The 22,234-nt window shown below is 48.7% G+C and carries 15 protein-coding genes; 9 read left to right on the top strand and 6 right to left on the bottom strand.

Features of this window, described 5'->3' with window-relative positions; genetic code table 11:
• Positions 1–119: 119 nt before the first annotated feature.
• The 7 genes from IEY13_RS16975 to IEY13_RS16945 all read left to right on the top strand — a co-directional run bounded on the left by IEY13_RS16975 (position 120) and on the right by IEY13_RS16945 (position 13,066).
• Positions 120–3,251: a SusC/RagA family TonB-linked outer membrane protein gene (locus IEY13_RS16975; RefSeq protein WP_188954263.1), complete on the top strand. Its 3,132-nt coding sequence runs from the start codon at positions 120–122 to the stop codon at positions 3,249–3,251.
• A 12-nt stretch (positions 3,252–3,263) separates the two neighbouring features.
• On the top strand, positions 3,264–5,159 hold the full coding sequence (locus tag IEY13_RS16970) for a RagB/SusD family nutrient uptake outer membrane protein (RefSeq protein ID WP_188954261.1): 1,896 nt from the start codon (positions 3,264–3,266) through the stop codon (positions 5,157–5,159).
• A gap of 21 nt (positions 5,160–5,180) precedes the next feature.
• A complete protein-coding gene (locus tag IEY13_RS16965; protein ID WP_188954259.1) occupies positions 5,181–8,036 on the top strand; it encodes a SusC/RagA family TonB-linked outer membrane protein in 2,856 nt (951 codons plus the stop codon).
• A 23-nt stretch (positions 8,037–8,059) separates the two neighbouring features.
• Complete coding sequence (locus tag IEY13_RS16960) at positions 8,060–9,832, top strand: RagB/SusD family nutrient uptake outer membrane protein (RefSeq protein WP_188954257.1); 1,773 nt, start codon at positions 8,060–8,062, stop codon at positions 9,830–9,832.
• 32 nt (positions 9,833–9,864) lie between these two features.
• Positions 9,865–10,911, top strand: a complete 1,047-nt coding sequence (locus IEY13_RS16955; protein WP_229687895.1) for a DUF5627 domain-containing protein — start codon at positions 9,865–9,867, stop codon at positions 10,909–10,911.
• Between the two features lie 4 nt (positions 10,912–10,915).
• Positions 10,916–12,289, top strand: a complete 1,374-nt coding sequence (locus IEY13_RS16950; RefSeq protein WP_188954255.1) for a glycoside hydrolase family 43 protein — start codon at positions 10,916–10,918, stop codon at positions 12,287–12,289.
• Between the two features lie 240 nt (positions 12,290–12,529).
• Positions 12,530–13,066 (top strand): hypothetical protein, encoded by a 537-nt coding sequence (locus tag IEY13_RS16945; RefSeq protein ID WP_188954253.1) that lies wholly within the window; start codon positions 12,530–12,532, stop codon positions 13,064–13,066.
• A gap of 98 nt (positions 13,067–13,164) precedes the next feature.
• Here the strand turns inward: IEY13_RS16945 and IEY13_RS16940 are convergent, their stop codons facing one another.
• Entirely contained in the window at positions 13,165–14,652 is a 1,488-nt protein-coding gene (locus IEY13_RS16940; protein ID WP_188954251.1) for a DUF5106 domain-containing protein, read from the bottom strand.
• Positions 14,653–14,985: 333 nt separating this feature from the next.
• Here IEY13_RS16940 and rbp point away from each other — a divergent pair, with 333 nt between their 5' ends.
• Together rbp and IEY13_RS16930 are read left to right on the top strand one after the other, a co-directional pair.
• Positions 14,986–15,282, top strand: a complete 297-nt coding sequence (rbp, locus tag IEY13_RS16935) for an RNA-binding regulator (protein WP_188954249.1) — start codon at positions 14,986–14,988, stop codon at positions 15,280–15,282.
• A gap of 141 nt (positions 15,283–15,423) precedes the next feature.
• Positions 15,424–15,726, top strand: coding sequence for a hypothetical protein (locus tag IEY13_RS16930; protein ID WP_188954247.1), 303 nt, complete (start codon positions 15,424–15,426; stop codon positions 15,724–15,726).
• An 87-nt stretch (positions 15,727–15,813) separates the two neighbouring features.
• On the opposite strand, the gene IEY13_RS16925 is transcribed toward IEY13_RS16930, so the two are convergent.
• From IEY13_RS16925 to IEY13_RS16905, 5 genes are all read right to left on the bottom strand, one after another.
• On the bottom strand, positions 15,814–16,797 hold the full coding sequence (locus tag IEY13_RS16925) for a transketolase family protein (RefSeq protein WP_188954245.1): 984 nt from the start codon (positions 16,795–16,797) through the stop codon (positions 15,814–15,816).
• A 20-nt stretch (positions 16,798–16,817) separates the two neighbouring features.
• The gene (locus IEY13_RS16920; protein WP_188954243.1) at positions 16,818–17,675 is read right to left on the bottom strand and encodes a transketolase; all 858 of its coding nucleotides are present in this window, start codon (positions 17,673–17,675) and stop codon (positions 16,818–16,820) included.
• Between the two features lie 25 nt (positions 17,676–17,700).
• A complete protein-coding gene (gene fsa / locus IEY13_RS16915) occupies positions 17,701–18,351 on the bottom strand; it encodes a fructose-6-phosphate aldolase (RefSeq protein ID WP_116734558.1) in 651 nt (216 codons plus the stop codon).
• Between the two features lie 347 nt (positions 18,352–18,698).
• Positions 18,699–19,898 carry a glycoside hydrolase gene (locus tag IEY13_RS16910; RefSeq protein WP_188954241.1) on the bottom strand — a complete coding sequence of 400 codons (1,200 nt, stop codon included), beginning with the start codon at positions 19,896–19,898 and terminating at the stop codon, positions 18,699–18,701.
• 264 nt (positions 19,899–20,162) lie between these two features.
• A complete protein-coding gene (locus IEY13_RS16905) occupies positions 20,163–22,217 on the bottom strand; it encodes a trypsin-like peptidase domain-containing protein (protein ID WP_188954239.1) in 2,055 nt (684 codons plus the stop codon).
• Between the last annotated feature and the right edge of the window lie 17 nt (positions 22,218–22,234).

Genomic DNA, 22,234 nt, shown 5'->3' with positions numbered 1-22,234 from the left:
TATGAAACCGAAACAATGCTTATGTATGGACGCGCCGCGTCCTGTTGCCATTTTTGCCACCGGTTGTAATTACCGGACACTCTTTCTTAAACCACATTCAGAACTTTAAAAAGCTCATCATGATTTTCAGATTGCCGCTGCTGAAGGGGCTACGTATGTGCTTACTGGTACTGTCAGCCCTGCTATGCTGCTGTGCCGGGTTTGCACAAACCGCCCGCATTATTAAAGGAACCGTTTACGATGCCCAGAACCTACCCCTGGCAGATGCCACCGTGCGGGTAAAGGGAAAGGGCGCCGCTGTTAAAACCAATAGAGAAGGAAAATTCACCATATCTGTACCTGCCGGTAAACAGGTGCTGGAAATAAGCCATGTAGGCAAATCCACCCTGGAAATGACTGCCGACAACCAGGAAAACCTGGTAGTATCGCTCAAAGATGCTGCTGCCAACCTGGAAGATGTAATTGTGGTAGGCTACGGCCAGCAGAAGAAAGCCAGTGTGGTAGGCGCTATCAGCCAAACCACCGGTAAAGTGCTGGAGCGTACCGGCGGCGTAAGCAACCTGGGTATGGCTTTAACCGGTAACCTGCCCGGCCTGGTTACCACGGCCTCCACCGGTATGCCCGGTGCAGAAACGCCGCAGATACTGATTCGTGCCCAAACCACCTGGAACAACAGCTCACCGCTGATACTGGTAGATGGGGTGGAACGCCCCGGCGCACTGGGTGCTATTGATATAGCTTCGGTTGAAAGTATTTCTATTTTAAAAGACGCCTCTGCCACGGCTGTGTACGGTGTAAAGGGTGCCAACGGCGTTGTATTAATCACTACCAAAAAGGGTAAAGAGGGCAAGGCCAGCATCCGCATACGTTCTAACGTTACGGTAAAAACCGCTTCCAAACTGCCTGCTAAATTAGATGCGTATGATGCACTGTTACTCAAAAACCAGGTAATTGAACGCGAACTGCCCAGCACACCCAGTGGATGGACAGCTTATAAGCCACTGGCCATTATAGACAAATACCGCAATCCGCTGAATGCCGCAGAGTGGGACAGATACCCCAACGTAGACTGGCAGAAGGAACTGTTTAAAAGCAATACCAAAAGTTACAACACCAGCGCCAGCGTATCCGGCGGCTCTAAGTTTGTTACCTATTTCGCGGGTGTAGATTATACGTATGAAGGTGATTTGTTCAGAACCTTTCAAAACGGCAGGGGCTACCAGAGTGGCTACGGTTACAGCCGTACCAACGTACGCAGCAACCTGGATTTTAACCTCACCAGAAGCACTAAGTTTACCACACGCATATTTGGTTCCAACGGTGTACGTAAAGTGCCCTGGGGCGCTGCGGATGGCGATGCATCCTACTGGTCATCTGCCTACCGCTCTTCACCGGAAGCCATGCGCCCGGTGTATTCCGATGGTACGTTTGGCTTTTACTCACCCCGCAATGCAGATGTGCCTAACTCTGTTTACAACCTGGCAGTATCCGGCCTGGAAAAAAGAACCAGCACACAGCTTACTACCGACTTTGTATTGCAGCAGGAGCTGAATATGATTACCAAAGGGCTGAGTGCCAGAGGCAGCATATCACTGGATAACACCTTTGCTGAGAACGGCCGTGGTATTAACGATTTATACAATGGCCCGCAGCGTAAATGGATTGACCCGGAAACCGGCAACGTAGTGTACGAGCAACCCATAAACGCCGGCACCCAGCTGGATTATACGGATATGGTGCGCTGGTCAATTGCTGCCGGTGCGGTAGACAAAGGTGCTACTTACCGCCGCCTTAACTACATGCTGCAGCTGAACTATGCACGTAAATTCGGCAGGCATGATGTATCTGCGCTGGCATTGCTGCAGCGCGAAAAATATGCTACCGGCAGCGAGTTTTACCGCTTTCGGGAAGATTGGGTTTTCCGCCTTACGTATAACTACAATACCAAATACTTTTTTGAAGCCAACGGCGCTTATAACGGTTCTGAAAAATTCGGGCCATCGCATCGTTTTGCTTTCTTCCCTTCCTTTTCCGGTGGCTGGATGCTGAGCAACGAAGCTTTTGTGAAAGACCATCTGCCGTTTGTAGATCAGCTGAAGCTGCGTGCTTCGTGGGGTAAGGTGGGTGATGATAACGTAAGCGGCCGCTGGCTGTACAGAGATCAGTGGAGCTTTGGCGGCAACGCACAAATGGGCAGCCCCATTGTGAACACCCCCTATACCTTTTACAACATTACCCAGCTGGGCAACCCCAATATTAGCTGGGAAACGGTGGAAAAGCGTAACCTGGGCGTAGAGTACAGCATACTGGACGGCAAAATTGCGGGCAGTGTGGATGTGTTTAAAGATGAAAGACGCGACGTTATAATAGATGGCGGCGCACGCGCCATACCTACCTACTTTGGTGTGGCAGCCCCCAAGGCCAACCTGGGTCGCGTATCCGGAAAAGGCTATGAGGCAGAACTGCGTTTAAGCCATACATTCCGTGGCGGCTTTCATGTATGGGCTAATACCAACTTTACCCATGCAGTAAACAAAGTCATCTTCCGCGATGATCCGGAATTGTTACCGGCATATCAGCAACAGGCCGGATGGGCACTGGGGCAAAACCGCTCATTCCTGGACAATGGCTTTATACAAAGCTGGGATGATATTTATGGCAGCACCCAGCGCAATGCCAACAACAACGCCAAGTTTGCAGGCGACTATAACATCGTTGACTACAATGGCGATGGTATTATTGATGGTTACGACCAGGCGCCTTACCAATACAGCAGCTCGCCACAGAATACTTACAGCACCAGCATAGGAGCGGAGTGGAAAGGCTTTAGCCTGTTCCTGCAGTTTTACGGTGTAAACAACGTAACCCGTTTTGTTGACTTTCCCACCTTTAACACCTACTCCGGCTCTAACGTAGCGTTTGTGGAAGGTACTTACTGGACAAAGGCTGACGGCGGACAAATTCCGCTGCCCCGTTACAGCACGCTGATACCTGCGGGTGGCAACGGTACCCGTTACCTGTTTGATGGCTCTTACCTGCGTTTAAAAAATGCGGAGGTGGGTTACACCTTCAGCGGTAAAGGCATCAGTCGCCTGGGTGTAAAAACCTGCAGACTGTATGTGAACGGTAACAACCTGGCTTTATGGACAAAGATGCCGGACGACCGGGAGAGCAACTTCTCTGGCAGTGCTGCCTTTGGTGCTTACCCTACTATGAAACGCTATAACGTAGGTGTTGACATTAACTTATAAACTATAAGTACCATGAAAAAGTTTTTTACAACGATATGTTTGCCCTGCACGCTTTTGTTTGCCATAGCAGCAGGTTTGGGTTCCTGTAACAAATACCTGGATAAATCGCCCCTTACCGATATCAGCGATAAACAGGCCTTTAAAGATTTCCGCAACTTCCAGGGCTTTACAGAAGAGCTGTACAGCGCTATTCCTTTGCTCACGGGCATAGGATCGCACAACAACTGGAACTTTGGTGATGAAGATATGTGGGAGCCTACGGAAACCAGGGTACTGGCGTATAATATAGACCAGGGCGATTACTGGGGCTGGAACACAGCCATCTTTGGCTCCTGGTTTAAAAATGGCGGTAACCCCGCCAGCCAGGTACGTGGCGATAAGGGTAACCTGTGGGGTTTATCGTGGTATGCCATTCGTAAAGCCAACATTGGCATTGCCAACCTGGCGCTGCTGAACGAGGCTACCGATGAGGAGAAGAACCTGATTGCCGGGCAGCTGTATTTTTTCCGCGGCTGGTACCATTTTATGCTGATGCAGTATTGGGGCGGGCTGCCTTATATAGATCAGGTATTGCCTACCGATCAGTCACCCAAACTACCGCGCTTAACCTACCAGGCTACCGCAGAAAAAGTAGCAGCCGATTTACAGAAGGCGGCAGATCTGCTGCCGGTTGATTGGGATGCAACCACGACCGGCGCACAAACCACCGGTAACAACAACTTCCGCATCAACAAAATTATGGCGCTGTGTTTTCTGGGTAAAAACCTGTTGTATGCCGGCAGCCCGTTAATGAACCGCGAATCAACCGGTAACAGCAGCTACAACGCAGACTACTGCAAAAAAGCAGCAGAGGTATTTGGCCAGGCTTTAACGCTGATAGAAACTACCAAACGTTACGAGCTGGCTAATTTTGCCAACTACTCACAGCTGTTTTACACGTTTAACCAGAACGGTAAAATACCCGGTTTAAAAGAAGCCATTTTTATGGAAAACCTGGCAGAAGCCGCAGGCCGCTGGCGCTGGAACCAGGTGAACGATTACCGCCCCATGACCATTAACGGCTCGGGCATTAAAGTGTACCCCACCGCCAACTATGTAGATTACTATGGTATGGCCAACGGTTTGCCTATTACTGACCCTGCAACTGCCGATGCAGAAAGCGGTTACACCCCGGAATACCCGTGGAGAAACAGAGACCCGCGTTTTTATAACGACATTATGATTGATGGCGAAAAATGCGTAAACAACGCCAGCAACGTAGGCAATAACCAGTACCGCCAGTACGCCAGTTTATACACCGGTGGCTTATTCCGTACCGATAACTCTACCAAAGCAGTGTTTACGGGTTATATGAACTCCAAACTGTGCTCTAAACTTACCAACGACTGGGAAGGCTACCGCGAAAACAACACGTTTGTGTTAAGCCTGCTGCGCCTTTCAGACGTGTACCTGCTGTATGCCGAAGCTGCATCGGAAGGCAACAATTCACCTACCGGCAAAGCCACCAACTACAGCAAAACAGCGGTAGATGCGGTGAACTTTGTAAGAGACCGGCCAGGGCTGGGTGTAGGCCATGTGGCTGCAAAATTCTTAGGCTCGCAGGATGCATTCAGAAGCGAATACCGCCGCGAGCGCGCCGTAGAGCTGGCGTTTGAAGGCCACCGCTTTAACGATCTGCGCCGCTGGCTGCTGTTAACCGAGCGCCCTTACACACAAAAAAAGGGTATTGAGTTTGACCGCGCCACACCCAATGGTGAAATATATGAAAGCCCCAGAACCGCACGTGTAGCCAATTTCCGCGAAAGGGTGCTGTTTGAAAGACAACTGGGACAAAGACATTACTGGTTTCCGTTCCTGATAAGCGATGTAAATATGTATCCGGAATTTAAGCAGAATCCAGGTTGGTAAACTTCAAAACGAACTGTTACAATGAACATTAAACATATAAGGGCCTGCTGCGTACTGTTTACGGCTTCTATGCTGCATGCAGCGGCAGTACAGGCGCAGGCAGGTAAAGACAGCCTTGTAAACGTGGCTTTTAAAACAGTGGCACGGGAAGATTTACCGGGCGCTGTAAGCTCCGTTAACGTAACTGAATTATTACAAAAAAACTATGCAACTTATAGCCTGGATAACCTGCAAAGCCTGGTAGGCGGCTATACCGGTAATATATGGGGCCAGGCTCCGCTGATACTGATTGATGGCGTGCCCCGCCGCGCTACAGATGTGCGCCCGGTGGAAATTGAAACTATTACCGTACTAAAAGGTGCCAGCTCCGTAGTATTGTATGGCAGCAATGCCGCCAAAGGGGTAGTGTTAATTACCACCAAACGCGGTACTGTAAAGCCTTTAAGCATTGATGTAAGGGCCAACAGCGGCTGGTTCTTTCCCAAAGCCTATCCCTCTTACCTTAAAGCAGCCGATTATATGACGCTGTATAACGAGGCCAGCCGTAACGATGGTATTGCCGAACGTTACACGCAGGATCAGATTAATGCAACTGCTGCCGGTACCAACCCGTACCGCTATCCGGATGTGGATTTCTTTAACTCCGCCTACCTGAAAAAGGCGTATACCCGGCAGGATGTTACTACCGAAATATCCGGCGGTAATGATTTTGCGCGCTACTATACCAACTTTGGTGCATCGTACAACAACAGCATCATGAATTTTGGCGAGCAGAAAAAGAATAATGATTTCAACTTTAATATCCGCGCCAATGTAGATATGAACCTTACCAGCTGGCTTACTGCCAATACCGATGCAGTAGCCATTTTCAACAACAGCTACACAGGCAGGGGCAATTTCTGGGGGGCTTCTGCAACTATGCGCCCCAACTGGTTTTCGCCGTTTATACCCATCAGCATGTTCAGTGCGGGCAACGCCGGTTTAAAAACCATTGCCGATAACAGCAACCATCTTATTGACGGGCAATATCTTTTGGGTGGCTTATCTACCGACCAAACCAATGCGTTTGCAGATAACCTGGCTGCAGGTTATATTAAAACCCGTAACCGAACCCTTATGTACAATGTAGGGGCTACGGCCGACCTGGGTAGTGCGGTAAAAGGATTGAAGTTTAAAACTGCGTATAGCATGGATTATACCTCCTTATACTCCGAAGCTTACCAGTTAACTTATGCTACGTATGAGCCTACCTGGGCTACGGTAGATGGAAAGGATGTAATTACCTCGTTGCGTAAATACAACAACGACCTCAGCTCTACCAACGAATATGTAGGCCAGACGGCATATACACAAACCATGAGCTTACGTTCGCAGTTTAACTACGACCGTACTTTCGGCGGTAATCACCATGTTACCGGTACCTTACTGGGCTGGTGGTACCTTACCCAGTTTTCCAGCGATGCAGATAATAACGGCGGCAGCACTTATCACCCTATACGCAATACCAACCTGGGCTTTCAGGCGGGTTACAATTTTAAAAAGCGTTACTATGTGGATTTCTCAGCAGCGGCCGTGCATTCTGCCAAAATGCCTCCGGGTAAACGCAATGCACTGTCACCCACGGTTACCGTGGGCTGGCGCATCAGCGATGAGGCTTTCTTTAAAAACAAAGTGGCTTTTGTGGACAATCTGAAGCTGAACGCTTCTTATGCCAGCATTAAGCAGGATCTGGATATTACCGGTTTGCGGCCAGATGGTACTACACCTACCGATTACTATCTGTATCAGGGGTATTATGGCAATAATGGTCAGCTCGGTGGCTGGTATCCATGGCGCGATGGCGCTTCCGGTGGCTTTACCTCCATCTCTGGTCAGGGTACCAATCCGGATTTCACATTTGTACGCAGAAACGAATTCAGAGCCGGTTTGGAAGCTTCTTTATTAAAAGGCGCTGTTACCCTGGATGTAAACTATTTCCGCCAGCACACCAATGGCCTGCTTACCAGAGGGGTGCTTACCTATCCATCGTGGTTCAGCGGTAACGGCGATTTTCGCCCGTGGCTGAATTACAATAATGACAGACGCACCGGTGTGGACTTTGCTGTAAACCTGAACCGCAAGGTGGGAGAGGTGCAGTATTCCCTTGGCGTAACCGGTATGGTGTTTAACTCACAGGCCGTACGCCGTGATGAAATTTATCTGGATGCATACCAGAACCGCGCCGGCAAAGCACTGGATGCCTACTGGGGTTACATCAGCGATGGCTTTTTTCAGGACCAGGCAGATATTAACAGCCATGCCCGCCAAACCTTTGGCGGTACGTTAAAGCCTGGTGATATTAAATACAGAGATGTTAACAACGATGGCGTGGTAGATAATAAAGATCAGGTAAACCTGGGCCGTAACGGCTGGGCTGCCAACCCTTTCAATTATGGTATTAACCTTACCGTTAAATGGAGGCATTTTACGCTGTTTGCACTGGCCAGCGGACAAACCGGTGGTATTGGTTTTAAGAACAGCAGTTACTACTGGGTAAGAGGCACCGGCAAGTTTTCAGATGCGGTATGGGGCCGCTGGACAGAAGCCACCAAAAACACGGCTGACTACCCACGCCTTACCACTACTGCCGGTAACAACAACTACCAGAACTCTACTTTCTGGATGTATAAAACCAATCGTTTTAACCTGAGCCGGGTACAGCTTACGTACGACTTCAATAACGATCTGTTTAAGAATTCTGTTATCCATGGCCTGAGTGTATACGTACTGGGCGATAACCTGCTGGTAGTATCGAAAGAGCGTAAGCTGATGGAAACAAATATTGGAACCGCCCCGCAATACCGCTTTTACAACCTGGGTATACGGGCTTCTTTTTAACCAATTAACAAAGCACAGGCTATATGAAACTATATTGGGCTATACTGGGGGCAGCGGTACTTACCGGAACAGGCTGCAAAAAAATGCTTACCCCCGATGAGGAGAACCTTAAAAATGTAGAGCAGATGTATACAGACCCGAACTATGCACAGGGTTTTCTGATGAATGCGTACCGGAGTATACCTGCTTATTACGATAACAGCGAATATGCTACTGACGATGCGGTTACCAACCAGCGCAACGATGGTTACCTGCAAATGGCTACCGGCTCGTGGACGGCAGCGAACAGCCCGGTATCGGTATGGAACCAATCGTACGGCGCCCTGCAATATGTAAACCTGTTTCTGGCTAATGCCGATAAGGTAAACTGGGCCGCAGATGCGGAGGCGGCGCTGCTGTTTAAAATGCGCATGAAAGGCGAGGCCTATGGCCTGCGTGCGCTGTATATGTACTTTCTGCTGCGCAACCATGGTGGTTTTACTGCCGATGGTCAACTGATGGGGGTGCCCATTATTACTGAAATGCAAACAGCAGCATCCGGTAACTACAACATGCCCCGTGCTACTTTTGCGGCATGTATACAGCAGATTAATAAAGACCTGGACAGTGCAGAAGCCAACCTGCCGCTGGAATACGCTGACCTGGGTAATGTAAACCAGATACCAGACAAATTTAAAGTGGCTACACAAAAAACCGCAGTGTACAACCGTGTAATGGGCCAGTACTCACGCCAGCTGTTTAACGGACTTATTGCCAAAGCCTTCCGCGCCAGAACGGCGCTGCTGGCGGCCAGTCCTGCTTTTCAGCATGCCTCTAACCCAGGTACCTGGGCTAACGCAGCAGACCTGGCCGGCGCAGTAATTGATTACAAGGGCGGCGTAAACGCCCTGCCTGCCAACGGTTATACCTACTACGCCAACGCAGCAGAAATTGATGGGCTTAGCGGTGGTAACAACCCTTCTGAAATCATCTGGCGCGAGAACATACAAACCGGCAACAGCGACCAGGAAGCGGCACATTATCCACCTACATTGTTTGGTAACGGGTATATGAACCCTACACAAAACCTGGTAGATGCTTTTCCTATGGCCAATGGTTACCCCATCGACCATAACAGCAGCCAGTTTGATGCGGCTAACCCGTATAAAAGCAGAGATCCGCGCATGACGGCGTATATCATCTACAACGGCGCCACCGCAGGGGTAAGCAACTCCGTTATACTTACCGGCAGCAATTCCGGCACCGATAACGGTATTAACGTACGGGAAACCAGTACCCGCACCGGTTATTATATGAAAAAACGTTTGCGTATGGATGTAAACCGTAACCCGGCTTCCATCAGCGGCAAAAACCGTTACAACCCGCGCATCCGTTATACAGAAATATACCTGGCGTACGCCGAGGCTGCCAATGAAGCCTGGGGACCTACGGGTAGTGGCAGCCGCAGTTATTCTGCCTACGACATCATCAAAAGAATACGCAACCGTGCAGGTGTGGGTACCGGCAATGGTGATGCTTACCTGGAAGAGTGCAAAGGCGATCAGGTTAAAATGCGGGAACTGATACGCAACGAGCGCCGCCTGGAGCTGAGCTTTGAAAGCTTCCGCTTCTGGGATCTGCGCCGCTGGAAAGCACCGCTGAACGAAACTGCGCGCGGCATGAACGTAAACGGTACCACCTATACGCCGTTGAACGTAGAGCTACGCACGTACCAGGATTTTATGTACTATGGCCCTATACCTTTTTCAGAGGTGCTGAAGTACAACAACCTGGTGCAGAACAAGGGATGGCAGTAATCGTTTTCATTCAACAGTAATTGTAATAATATATGAATATGTATAAACCTTTTGCATGGCTGGCGGTTGCCGCAGGGGCACTGTCCGGCTGCAACAAGAACCAGGATATTACCCAGCCGGATTTTACTTACCAGACGGTATATTTTGCCTCACAGTTTCCTGCCAGAACAGTGGTGCTGGGTGAAGACCTGATTATAGACAACTCGCTGGACAATGAGCATAAAGTGAGTATTAAAGCCACCCTGGGCGGCACCAGAGATAACCAGAAAAATGTGGCCATAGATTTTGATGTGGATGCCTCACTGCTCAACAATCTGTACTACAGTGCTGCCGGTGCCAGAGTGCAGGCTATGCCTGCCAACTACTATACCCTGGCCTCCAATAAAATCAACATCACCCCCGGAAATATTCTCGGGGGGGTGGAGGTACAACTGACGGATGCGTTTTTTGCCGATCCGCTGGCATTAACCAATACCTACGCTATACCACTGCTGATGAAGAATGTGCAGGGTGCTGATTCTATACTGCGCGGCACCGCATCGGTAGCCAACCCCAACCGTTGTATTGATGGTAACTGGATTATTAAACCACGCGACTTTGTTATTTATACCGTGAAGTATGTAAACCCCTGGCACGGCAATTACCTGCGCCGCGGGGTGGATGTGGTTACCGGCAAGCCGGGCAACAGCGCACTGGATGGTACCATTACCCGCAGAAAGCAATATGTGGAGCAGGATGAAGTAAAAGCTACCACCACCAGATCACTACGCAGTGTGGAGCTGCCACTGGTGTTTAAAAACACCGCCGGGCAGAACGTAAATATGAACGTACTGCTGAGCTTCGATGCTAAAAACGAAAACTGTACCGTGTCTGCCTCCGGCAGCGGCTACACCGCCACCGGCACCGGTAAGTTTATAAAGAAAGGAGAGAAGAACAGCTGGGGCGCGAAAGACCGTGATGCACTGTATCTGGAGTACACCATTGATCATCCCATAGCACAGATCGTATCTAAAGACACCCTTGTAATGCGCGACCGGGGCATTGTACCGGAATACCTGACTCCTGTAGTGAAGCAATAACAATATGAAAAAACTATTTTCTGTAACCGCTGCCCTGTGCTGCTCCCTCTGGAGCGCACAGGCGCAGAACAACCCGGTTATTCAAACCCATTACACGCCCGACCCTGCACCCATGGTACGGAAGGATAGCGTATACCTGTACACCGGCGATGATATACCGGGCTACCCGTTTTATTACATGACCAAATGGCGCGTATATTCCACCGCCGATATGGTTAACTGGACAGACCATGGCTCGCCCATATCCCTGGAGTCGTTTTCCTGGGCCGTAGACCGCGCCTGGGCCGCACAGTGTATTGAGCGCAACGGTAAGTTTTACTGGTACATCTGCGCACAATCGAAAGACAACAACATGGCCATTGGCGTAGCCGTAGGCGATTCGCCCACCGGCCCTTTTAAAGATGCCCTGGGCAAACCACTTATTGCCACCCCCAACTGGAGTAATATTGACCCCACGGTACATATAGACAGCGATGGACAGGCTTACCTGTACTGGGGCAACGGCCACCTGTATTATGTAAAGCTGAATGAGGATATGATATCCTACACCGGCGATATTACAGAAGTACCCCAAACCGCTGAATCCTTCGGTGGCGTAAGAGGTGGTACCAACAACCAGGACGTTTATATTGAAGGCCCCTGGTTTTACAAACGCAACCAGCAGTACTACATGATGTACGCCGGCATGGAAAACCGCACGGAATGTTTATCCTACGCCACCAGCCAAAGCCCCACCGGGCCCTGGCAATACAAAGGCAAAATAATGAGCAAACAGCCCACCAACAGTTTTACCAACCACGGCGGCATCATCGACTTTAAAGGCAAATCGTACCTGTTCTATCACAATGCCCTGCTCAAAGGCGGCGGCAGCTACGGCCGTTCCACTGCCATAGAATCTTTTACCTATAATGCAGACGGTACCATTCCCGCCATCAGCATTTCCGCCGAAGGCCCCGCACCGGCAGGTGTTATTAACCCTTACAAAAGGGTAGAAGCCGAAACCATTGCCAAAGCTGAAAACTGCAGCACCAGCCAGGACGAGCAAACCGGCGTATATGTATCAGACATCCGCACCGGCGGCTATTTACGCATACGCGCGGTTGACTTTGGCAAAACCGCACCCACCAGCTTTACCGCATCCCTGGCAGCAGGGTTAGCCGGTGGCATACTGGAAGTGCATGTTGATAGTGTTGGTGGTACTAAGCTCGCCAGCATCATTGTGCCGCGTACCGGAGGCTGGCAAAGCTTCAAAACCTTTACGGAAAAAGTAACGGCACCGGTTACCGGCGTGCATGATGTGTTCTTTGCTTTTAAAGGGCAAAACATTACTGCCGGGCGTAAGCTGTATAATTTTGATTACTGGAAGTTTGAGCGGTGAATACTTTGAGTAGTAGTAACCGCCAATGCGCTGAATACAAGCCGACTATCTCTACTGCCAGCATACTTTTACAATAATTTACAAGGTTTACATTAAAATTTACTACCCCGCTCTCTCACGCTAAATAGATCAGGGTAGCTTCGCTTTATCAACTTTACCAGAATACGGTAAATGAAGAAACCCCTTAAACTGATCTGATTTACCGGAAGATGGATCTATTTTAATTAAACCTATACAAATATGAAAAAAGCTATTTATGCGCTGGCCTTATTGCTGGTGGTAGCAGGTGGATTGGTATTTGCCAACCGGGAAAGCAAAAAAGACACTGCCCCCAAAGCCACCCCCAGGCCGCTCACTGCCGCCGAAAGGGAAGCCGAATTAAAAAAATGGGAAGCTACCCCTGCAGGCATCAGGTACAAACAATGGGAAGCATCTCCAATAGGTATAAAAGTACTTTCCGATGCCGCTACAATAAGGAAGCACATAAACGCCTCTGAGAACATGGAGGCTGTGGTAACCTCGTTTTCCCTTCCGCCAGGATCAAGATTAGGTTTTGGTGTGATGGCCAGGATTGATGGTGCGGATTATATTGTAACATTTGAGCCGGAAAAATCTCAACTGGAGCCATTGCAAAGCCTCAAAGTGGACGACAAACTAATTATAAAAGGTCATGTTGTTTCATTCGCGCCCAAGTACTCCTATGCAATAGTAGCGGTGGAGTATGCAGAACGGGATGGTAAAATGATTTTTAAGCATGCCCCCCGTAAAGGCTGCTGAGGAAGTACGTAACCGCTACAATAGCAGAATGCCAAATCACCACAGCGAAAAGCCGCCTCAGTAATGTGGGCGGCTTTTTTATTCAATGCCGGTTACTTTTACCGTACCTGATTCGCTTGTTTATTCATCTTCGCCTGCATCACCTGGTCAAACTGCTCTAAAGAAAGTTTTTTCCCTATGATATGCTTATCCCTGTCCAGCAGGTAAAGGGTGGGAGTCTGGAATACATCATACAGTTGCCGGTAATTGGCTCTGCCTGCTTTGGCATCTTCTTCTTTATCTGCTTTTGGCTGATAAGCATGCACCCATCCGGTAAGGTGATGGGTAGTGATATACTTCTTCCACTCATCCAATACTTTCTCATCCACATTCACCGCATATAACCCTATGCCCTGGTTTTTCCATTTGTGCTGGTAAATAGAATCAATTCGGGGTATCATTTCTTTACAATGGCCGCAGTTGGGATCCCAGAATACCAGAAAGGTAAACGGGGCGTTAATGGAATATATAGCTGCCTGTTTACCGGCAGTGTCTAACAGGTTCAGGGGAGCGGCGGCTTCGCCAATCTGATTGGCCATCAGGCTGTAGGCACGGTCAAATATGTATTGCTTTTGCCGGGTGCTCAGCCAGGTGGTGTCGCCTTTGGAAAAGTATTCGTTAAACAGGAATATAAACACCTTGTCATGCCCCATTATTTCGGGGTTAATATACTTGTCGGTAAAGCGCCCCAGCAGGTATTTAAACATATCCTTACCGGCACGGGAGGCCAGCAGCAGATAGTTTACTTCACTAATCAGGGTATCGGCGTCGGGTACCACATAATAACGGAAATAGTGTTCTATTTTATCTTCAAAAAAGGCGGGAGGTGTATGCAAAAGGCGGTTATCGTGCAACGGTACCTGATCCCAGTAATGGGCTTTAATGTAACGGGCAGCAAACAGGGAATCTTTACGGCCGTCTGGCAAAACAGGTGTGGGCGGAGGCTGGGGCATTTTTAAGCTTTGCAAAAACATCGTGAACATCGATTCCGGGTATTGCTGCTCAATTGTTTCCCGGTAATCAAACAACGCTTTGTATAACTTTTCCCACTCCGAATGGTAACGGATAGAATCAGCTGCATTCGTTGCCCCTTTCCACCGCGCCTGCAATGCTTTTAAACGCGGCGTATTTTCCTGAACATAATTGTTGTATTGCAAAAAGGGTATGTTATCCGCAGAGCCTTTAATAACCAGCTTTTCCGGATGGGCAGTATCAGCTTTCACAGAAAAATGCTGTTGATCGCCTACCAGAAATTCAAAAGAGTGGTTTTTCAGAGGAGGTGAAACATAGTAGAATCCGCCTGTTAGTTTGGTAGTTCCTTTAAACAGTCCCTTGCTGTTTTCATCCAGCCAGGCAGAGTCTATCAGCTGAGCGTATTTGCCATAATAACTGTGCAGATGTACCCAGCAGTTTTTAAGCGGGGACAGGGTTATAGAAATCTGGTAACCATCGGGTTCTTCCGGCGCAACGTTGTTTTTTGCCTGCGCCTGGGTAAGGGAAAAGCCCAGCATCAGCAGAAACAAAAACACGCGGGGGTTATTTGCCATTGAATTGTTGTTTTTGATAAATAAACAGGACAGATGTTTTGGTATTGCATGAAGATGCAAAAAAGAGGTTATTTACATTGTTAACACATTTCAAATGCAGGAGGCCGGTGCGGGAGTTTTATAAATAAAGAAGTAAACTTTCTCTTCCTTTTAGTTCGCCATAAATGAATTGGTTTTCTTAGCTTAAAAAATAAATGTTGTTTTATGGAATTAAAGACTACCTTCGGGGAGTTATAATTTTTTGAGCCTCGCATCGACATCATCTTCACACTCCTCTAAGTAGTATATAGCTGGTCAATCATTGCTTCTCTCACTTACTTTTAATGTTTTATTATGAAAATTTATGTTTCTAATCTGGACTTTAATGTTCAGAATGAAGAGTTAGCAGATTGTTTTGCTACTTATGGTACCGTTACTTCAGCAAATGTTATTAACGACAAGACAACCGGCCGCTCAAGAGGTTTTGGTTTTGTGGAAATGACCGATAATGAAGAAGCTAAAACAGCTATCAGTAATCTGGATGGCTCTACCTATAATGGCCGGCAGTTAAGAGCTGCTGAGGCATTAGACAAACCTGAAAGGTCTTTTAATAAAGGCAGTTTCAGAAGCGAAAGCAGCAATAGATGGTAAACTTTATATAGTGTAACCGGGAATCCTGAATGTTTACTATAGCATTCAGGATTATTTTTTTTAAGAAGTGCTGTTTCACGCTCTTCTTTTATCAATCCTATACCCGTAAACACTTTATGAATTATTATAACTAATTTAAAAATGAGCAATTCAATAACTGTTATCTACCCCGGTGAAGAGCCGGAAGCTATTCTACTGAATTACGATATTGAATTAACGGGTAAGCGGCAAACCATTACCTGCTATATTGTTAATGAAGGTGTAGCGCAACCTGTATGGCTGCAGCTTAAGAAGTTCAGTATTCCATCGCTGAAGGAAGCAAAAGGTTATTTACCGGTATTTGAGCAGGCAAATAACAACAACAATATAGATACCTCTCTTTTTATAGATCATGTATACCGGCAAATTATGGGGCAGGAAAAGCTGGTCATATCTGAAGGGTAAAGCATCTCTGTAGAGCTAAAAAAGGCCGCCTCATAAAAAATATGGAGCGGCCTTTTGGTTATTGGTCTACTGGTTTGCACAAAGTGCTTATACAAACGCGGCAGTGCCTGCGCGTTGTTTTTTCAGCTGTAATACTTTCTGGGCTGCTTTTACAATGTGAGCAGCATCCAGGCCGTATTTCTTCATCAGTTCGGCGGGTTTACCGCTTTCGCCAAAGGAGTCGTTAACGGCTACGTAGCGCATAGGTACGGGGTCGTGGGTAATCAGCAGCTGGGCAATGCTATCGCCCAGGCCGCCCAGTCTGTTGTGCTCTTCGGCGCTCACCACGCAGCGGGTTTTGGCTACCGATTTCAGAACGGCTTCTTCATCCAGTGGTTTAATGGTGTGTATGTTGATGATTTCGGCATCAATACCCATTTCGGCCAGTTGTTCGCCGGCCTGTATGGCTTCCCATACCAGGTGGCCGGTGGCGAATATGCTTACGTCTGCACCTTCGTTTACCATCCATGCCTTGCCTATCTCAAATTTTTGATCGGGTGCGGTGAAGATGGGTACTACCGGGCGGCCAAAGCGCAGGTATACCGGGCCTTCGTACTCGGCAATGGCTTCGGTGGCGGCTTTGGTCTGGTTGTAATCGCAGGGGTTAATCACCGTCATGCCGGGCAACATTTTCATCAGGCCAATGTCTTCCAGTATCTGGTGGGTGGCACCGTCTTCACCCAGGGTAAGGCCTGCGTGGGAGGCGCATATTTTTACGTTCTTGTTGCTGTAGGCAATGCTCTGGCGTATCTGGTCGTACACACGGCCGGTGCTGAAGTTGGCAAAGGTACCGGTAAAGGGTATGCTGCCGCCAATGGTCATGCCGGCGGCTATGCCCATCATGTTGGCTTCGGCAATGCCTACCTGTGTAAAGCGTTCCGGAAACTCTTTAATAAAGGCCTCCATTTTCAGTGATCCAATCAGGTCGGCGCAAAGCGCTACCACGTTGGGGTTTTTACGGCCTGCTTCCAGCAGTCCGGCGCCAAAGCCGGAGCGGGTATCTTTAGACTCCGTATAGGTATATTTTTTCATCTTGTTTGTTTCGTGGTTGATTAATAGTCCTGTAAGGTGCTGCTCAGTTCGCTCAGTGCCTGCTCTGTTTGGGCATCGTTAGGGGCGGTGCCGTGCCATTTGTGGGTGCCCATCATAAAGCTTACGCCGTGGCCCATGTTGGTTTTCATCAGCAGGGCAATAGGTTTACCCTGGCCCGTACGGGTTTTGGCAAACTCCAGCGTTGTTACCAGTTCATCCATATTGTTGCCGTTGGCTTCCAGTACATCCCAGCCAAAAGCAGCCCATTTGGCACGCAGATCGCCCAGCGATAATACCTGCTCTGTGGAGCCGTCTATCTGCTGACCGTTTACGTCTATGGTCATAATCAGGTTGTCTACCTTTTTAGCAGGGGCAAACAAAGCCGCTTCCCATATTTGTCCTTCCTGTAATTCACCATCGCCATGCAGGGAGAATACCAGTGAGTTATCGCCCAAACGCTTTTTGGTAAGCGCCGCGCCAATAGCTACGGAAAGGCCCTGACCCAGCGATCCGCTGCTCATACGTACACCCGGTAAATGCTCATGCGTAGTAGGGTGCCCCTGCAGGCGGGAGTTGAGTTTGCGGAAGGTAGCCAGCTCGCTCACATCAAAGTAACCGCTGCGTGCCAGTACGGAATAAAAAACGGGTGAGATATGGCCGTTGGAAAGAAAGAACAAATCTTCTCCGTTACCATTCATATTAAAGCTGGCATCATGCTTCATGATGCGGAAATACAAGGCTACCAGAAAATCGGTACAGCCCAGTGAACCACCGGGGTGGCCACTCTGGCATCCGTGTACCATGCGCACAATATCGCGGCGTACCTGCCCGGCAATATTTTCCAGTTCTGCAATGCTATAGTTATTTGTTATATTCATACAAGTGTTTTAAAAATAGAATGGTTTACATTTTGGCTGCATCTTCTAAAAACTTCGCCAGGCCAATATCTGTTAACGGATGCTTCAGCAGGCCCAGAATGGGGTCGAGCGGGCAGGTACAAACATGCGCACCTGCAGCAGCACACTGTATAATATGGTTGGCGCTGCGGATAGAAGCCGCCAGTATTTCAGTTTTAAAACCCTGTACGCGGAAGATGCCGGCAATTTCTTCAATCAGCTGCACACCATCCCAACCGCTGTCATCAATACGGCCCAGGAAAGGAGAGAGGTAGGTAGCCCCTGCTTTGGCAGCCAGTATTGCCTGCCCGGCAGAGAATATCAGGGTACAGTTGGTTTTAATACCATTATCGGTAAACCATTTAATGGCTTTAATACCATCTTTAATCATAGGCACTTTAACCACAATGTTGGGGTGCAGGGCAGCCAGTACTTTACCTTCTTCAACAATACCTTCAAAATCGGTGGAAAGCACTTCTGCAGAAATATCTCCATCTACCAGCTCGCAAATAGCTTTGTAATGGTTAAGAATGGCATCCTTGCCTTTAATACCTTCTTTGGCCATCAGTGAGGGGTTGGTAGTTACGCCGTCTAAAATACCCAGCGCTGCTGCCTCTTTAATCTGGTTCAAATTGGCAGTGTCAATGAAAAACTTCATGTACGTGTGGTTTTAATATAATAAGTGGTTGTGGTTCATGATTGGATGGTCAAGCGTTCTGACTATTGCTGTGACACATAAGTGTCATAGTGACGAATATACGAACAGAACAAATAGTATTTTCAGACACCCATATATTTTTTACATTAACACCTGTAAGTTTACTGTTGCGTTGTACATAACGTTAGTTTACTTGTACAATACAAAGAAAGTGATTGCAGTTTAGTGAAAGAGGAAGAAAAAAGCGAAAAAAATAATCAGAGAAACCCTTAAACACGATCGGGATTAACAGAGGGTCCGGATTAAAAAACAGGCCGTATCACACTGCTGATACGACCTGCATATTTTTATTGGGAAACAAGGGTGGTTACACTGGAAGGTTGCAGGTTAATGCCAAAACTACTTCCCGATACCGTGAACGGTGCGGCAGTAAGGTTGGCGCTGCTGGTGGTATAGTAACGGTTAAAACCGGTTACAGAAGCACCATTGAGTGTAAAGGGCTGATACGTAACTGCATTGTTCTGGTTAACAATTACAATTACCACTCTGCTTCCGCTTTTGTAAGCCGTAACATATACACCGGCGGTGGGGTTGGCCGTACAGGCTATTTTGGTATAACCCGGCCTTACGTATCTGGCGTACTGCGCCATTACATAACCCAGCTTGGTAATGTTGCTGCTCTCATCAATAGGGCCGTAAAAGCGGCGGATGTACCACCATACATAGGCTACCCAGCCGGCAGTCATACAATCGTGTATTTCTTTGGCCGCTGTCATAGCATTACCCCAGTCGTTACCGCTGATGGAGGAGTTGGTGTAGTGTTCTGTCATCCAAACCGACTTGCCAATATTGCCCAGGTTATAGGGCGTGGCGCCATAAATATGCCCGCACACAAAAGATGTTTTTGCTTTGGCGGTAGCATTACTTAAATAGGTGTTGAAGTACGATTGCTGCATATTAAAAGGTTCCGGAGCCATGATAGGCGCGCCGCAGTTATCGCCCTGTGCTGCCACAAAATTGGCAACTTCTGTAGCAGTAGCACCCATCCAGCCAGAGGCGGAATAGTTAGGCTCGTTCCACGGGCTGATGGCATAAACGCCGCCCACAGAGCTGGTGTACGAACTCAGGTGCGCTGCATAAGCGCCGTAAGAGCTGGTTTTCAGTTTCAGGCCATCCATCATAGAGGCAGGTGCATTCCACGCGGTAGCTATTACTTTGGCGCCAAAACTTTTGGCCGCATCAATGGTAGGCTTTTCCGCAGCAAACTGTCCGCTGCTGGTGGGTACCATTACCCGTAATATACTCATACCAATACCGCTGGTGGCGGAAAAGGCTTTGGTACGCTGGTCGCTGGTAAGGTCGCCAATCCAGATAGGAATACTGGCGCCGCCAAAACCCTGAATGGTTTGCTGAACAGTACCTGCTTCAATAGCAGCGGTACCTTTGGTGGTGTTTACATTGGCTTCGGCAAGCTCTTTGTTTTTGGAACAGGCCGTAAACAGCAAGCTGAATGCCAGCAGCGATGTACTGATTTTCACAGTAGTCATTTGTGTTGTCATTTGATTTTTAATAATTAAGTGATTTCATGAAGTAAAGGCATGGCTTTTACAGCCACCCTTTACGTAGGGGAGCGCTTTTTCATGTATAGCAATCGTTTAACAGTTTTTCATAAAAGCACTAGTGGAGTGTATTATGGCAATCGGCTTTTATGGCTGTTATATCGTGTCAAAATACGGTGGCATGGGTGCTACCAATGGTTGGTATGTTTAAAAAAGCAGCACAAATGTTTAAATGCACATTTTTGTATGCTTTTACGGTGTGGCTACAAATGTAGCTGCCCATATATGCGCAGCTGTATGCACCTGTATGTAATATACACCCGCGGGTAACTGAAAGTGAAGGGTATGGCTGCTCTCACCTGGTTGAAAACTTACCGGCACCTGCTTACCAATGCTGTTAAAACACAATACCTTTTTTACCACAGGGTTACCCGGCAAAGTAAAATGCAGATAGTTGCCGGCCGGGTTGGGGTACAGGCGTAGGTTACCATATACCGGGCGGCGTGTTTTACCGTAACATTCTGCAATGCCAATACCCGCGGCAGTGGCCAGGTTGTTATTGAGTTGTTGAATGGCACGCCAGCCCTGCGCCTGTACAAACAGCGTAGAAGGAGCTTCTTTACCCCGGTTGGCTGCACGGTAAAGTGTTAGCCGGGCCGCGGGATGAATATGGGGAATGTAACCGATAAAGAAATTGCCCCGCAATGCTATGGCTGAATCCGGTGTAAGCGTAACCATACCGGTATGCAGTTGTGAAAGGGGTATATTTTGCTCGTACACCACCCGGCCGGGCAGTGCATCACCTTCCCATACCGTAAGCGTAATATAATCAGCGGCATCAGCAACAGAAACTGCGGCAATATTCAGATACATGGCAGACACCAGCAGGTAGCCGGGCGATAAAAACTGCTCCGCCAGCGGTGTAGCCGCAGAAAAAGGCAATCCTGTAACAGGATTGATAAGCACACTGCTGTCTGTTTTTTCAAAAGGCAATAGGTTCCAGGCATCACCGCAGGCAGTGCTGTCAAAGCCATAGGGGTCGTAACCGTCCATAGCTGTTATACCAGTACCGGTTGCATCCAGCCATGCCTGCAGGGGGTTGCTGGTAACATTGCCGGCTTTCCAGGCGCTGGCCATCTTAAAAAAGTAATCATAACCGCCCCGGCCACAGGTAGCATCACCACCGGTAAGCGTGCCTACAACCCGGTGCTGTTTGTTAAACAGCGGCGCGCCGGACGATCCTGGTTGTGTTACCCCCACATCCCAGCTGCATTGCCAAAAGGCATTGGGGGCATAAGCGCTGCCATAATCCGCTGTGGGTACCGCTTGCCAGGTAAGTGCTATTTGTTTGGGGCGGCCCCAGGGGTGGTGAAGGGTAGCGGCAGGTGTGGCCGGTGCACTGTCAGTAACATCCCAGCCTGCATAATACGGTTTATAGGCGGCAGGTGGCGTTGTATTCAGCAACAGCAATGCAGCATCGCTGCCTTCCTGCGCCGCTACCAGGCTGCTGCCTGAAATGGATTGCAGGGTACCGGTTTCTGTTCCGCCGCAGGTAGTGTACTCGTAGTTGAAAACAAACACCGCTTCCTGCGCATGCTGCTGCGTAAAAATAACGTGGTATGCAGTGAGCACGTAGGGCGTACTGCTGCGGCTGGTATTGGCAAGCAGGGTGCCGGTACACAAAGCACCGTCAGCAATTATTTTACATACGGCTCGTTTTTCTGTTTGCCAGTAAATACCGCTGGCGCAGTTTACCTGCTCTTCGCAGGAAGGTGGCGTATACTTAAAGGTTGTTGTTGCCAGTATGTTCAACCGGTCGTGATACACAGCGGCTACCGTAAGGGTTCCGTAATTTTTTACTGTGGCAGGTACATTCAGTTCGAATACCATTTTATCACCGGCTATGGGGGGTAATGTAAGCAGGCTGTTGCCCTGTAAACTGGCTGCGGTGTAAGGGCCCTGTATCTGTTTATAAGCAGGGTTGTATAGGTACAGTTGTACACCGGGCGCCAGTTGCAGGTGTTGTAAAGTGGCATATAGGGAGTAAGCCCCTGCGGAACTTAGGGCCAACCGCCATACCCGGCCGGCAGCCGTTTGGCTCCATACGCCGGCATTTTGTGGTGTAAGGCGGGTTACGTATTTATCTGCAAAATAACAAGGCTGTTTGTGCAATTGAATACCGGCAGCAACGGGCATGGTTCGCTTATACACTGCCACCGCGCATCGGCTCAGTGGTTGCCAGGTGAGGTTATCAGGCAGGCTAAGTTGCCGGCTGGCAGGTATACCGGTGGCTTTTGCTACCGGCATACCCACTGTTAGCAGGC

Source organism: Filimonas zeae (genome assembly GCF_014641615.1).
Lineage (GTDB): Bacteria > Bacteroidota > Bacteroidia > Chitinophagales > Chitinophagaceae > Filimonas > Filimonas zeae.
The sequence above is the reverse complement of the archived record's forward strand: the minus strand, read 5'-3'. Positions and strand labels throughout refer to the sequence as shown.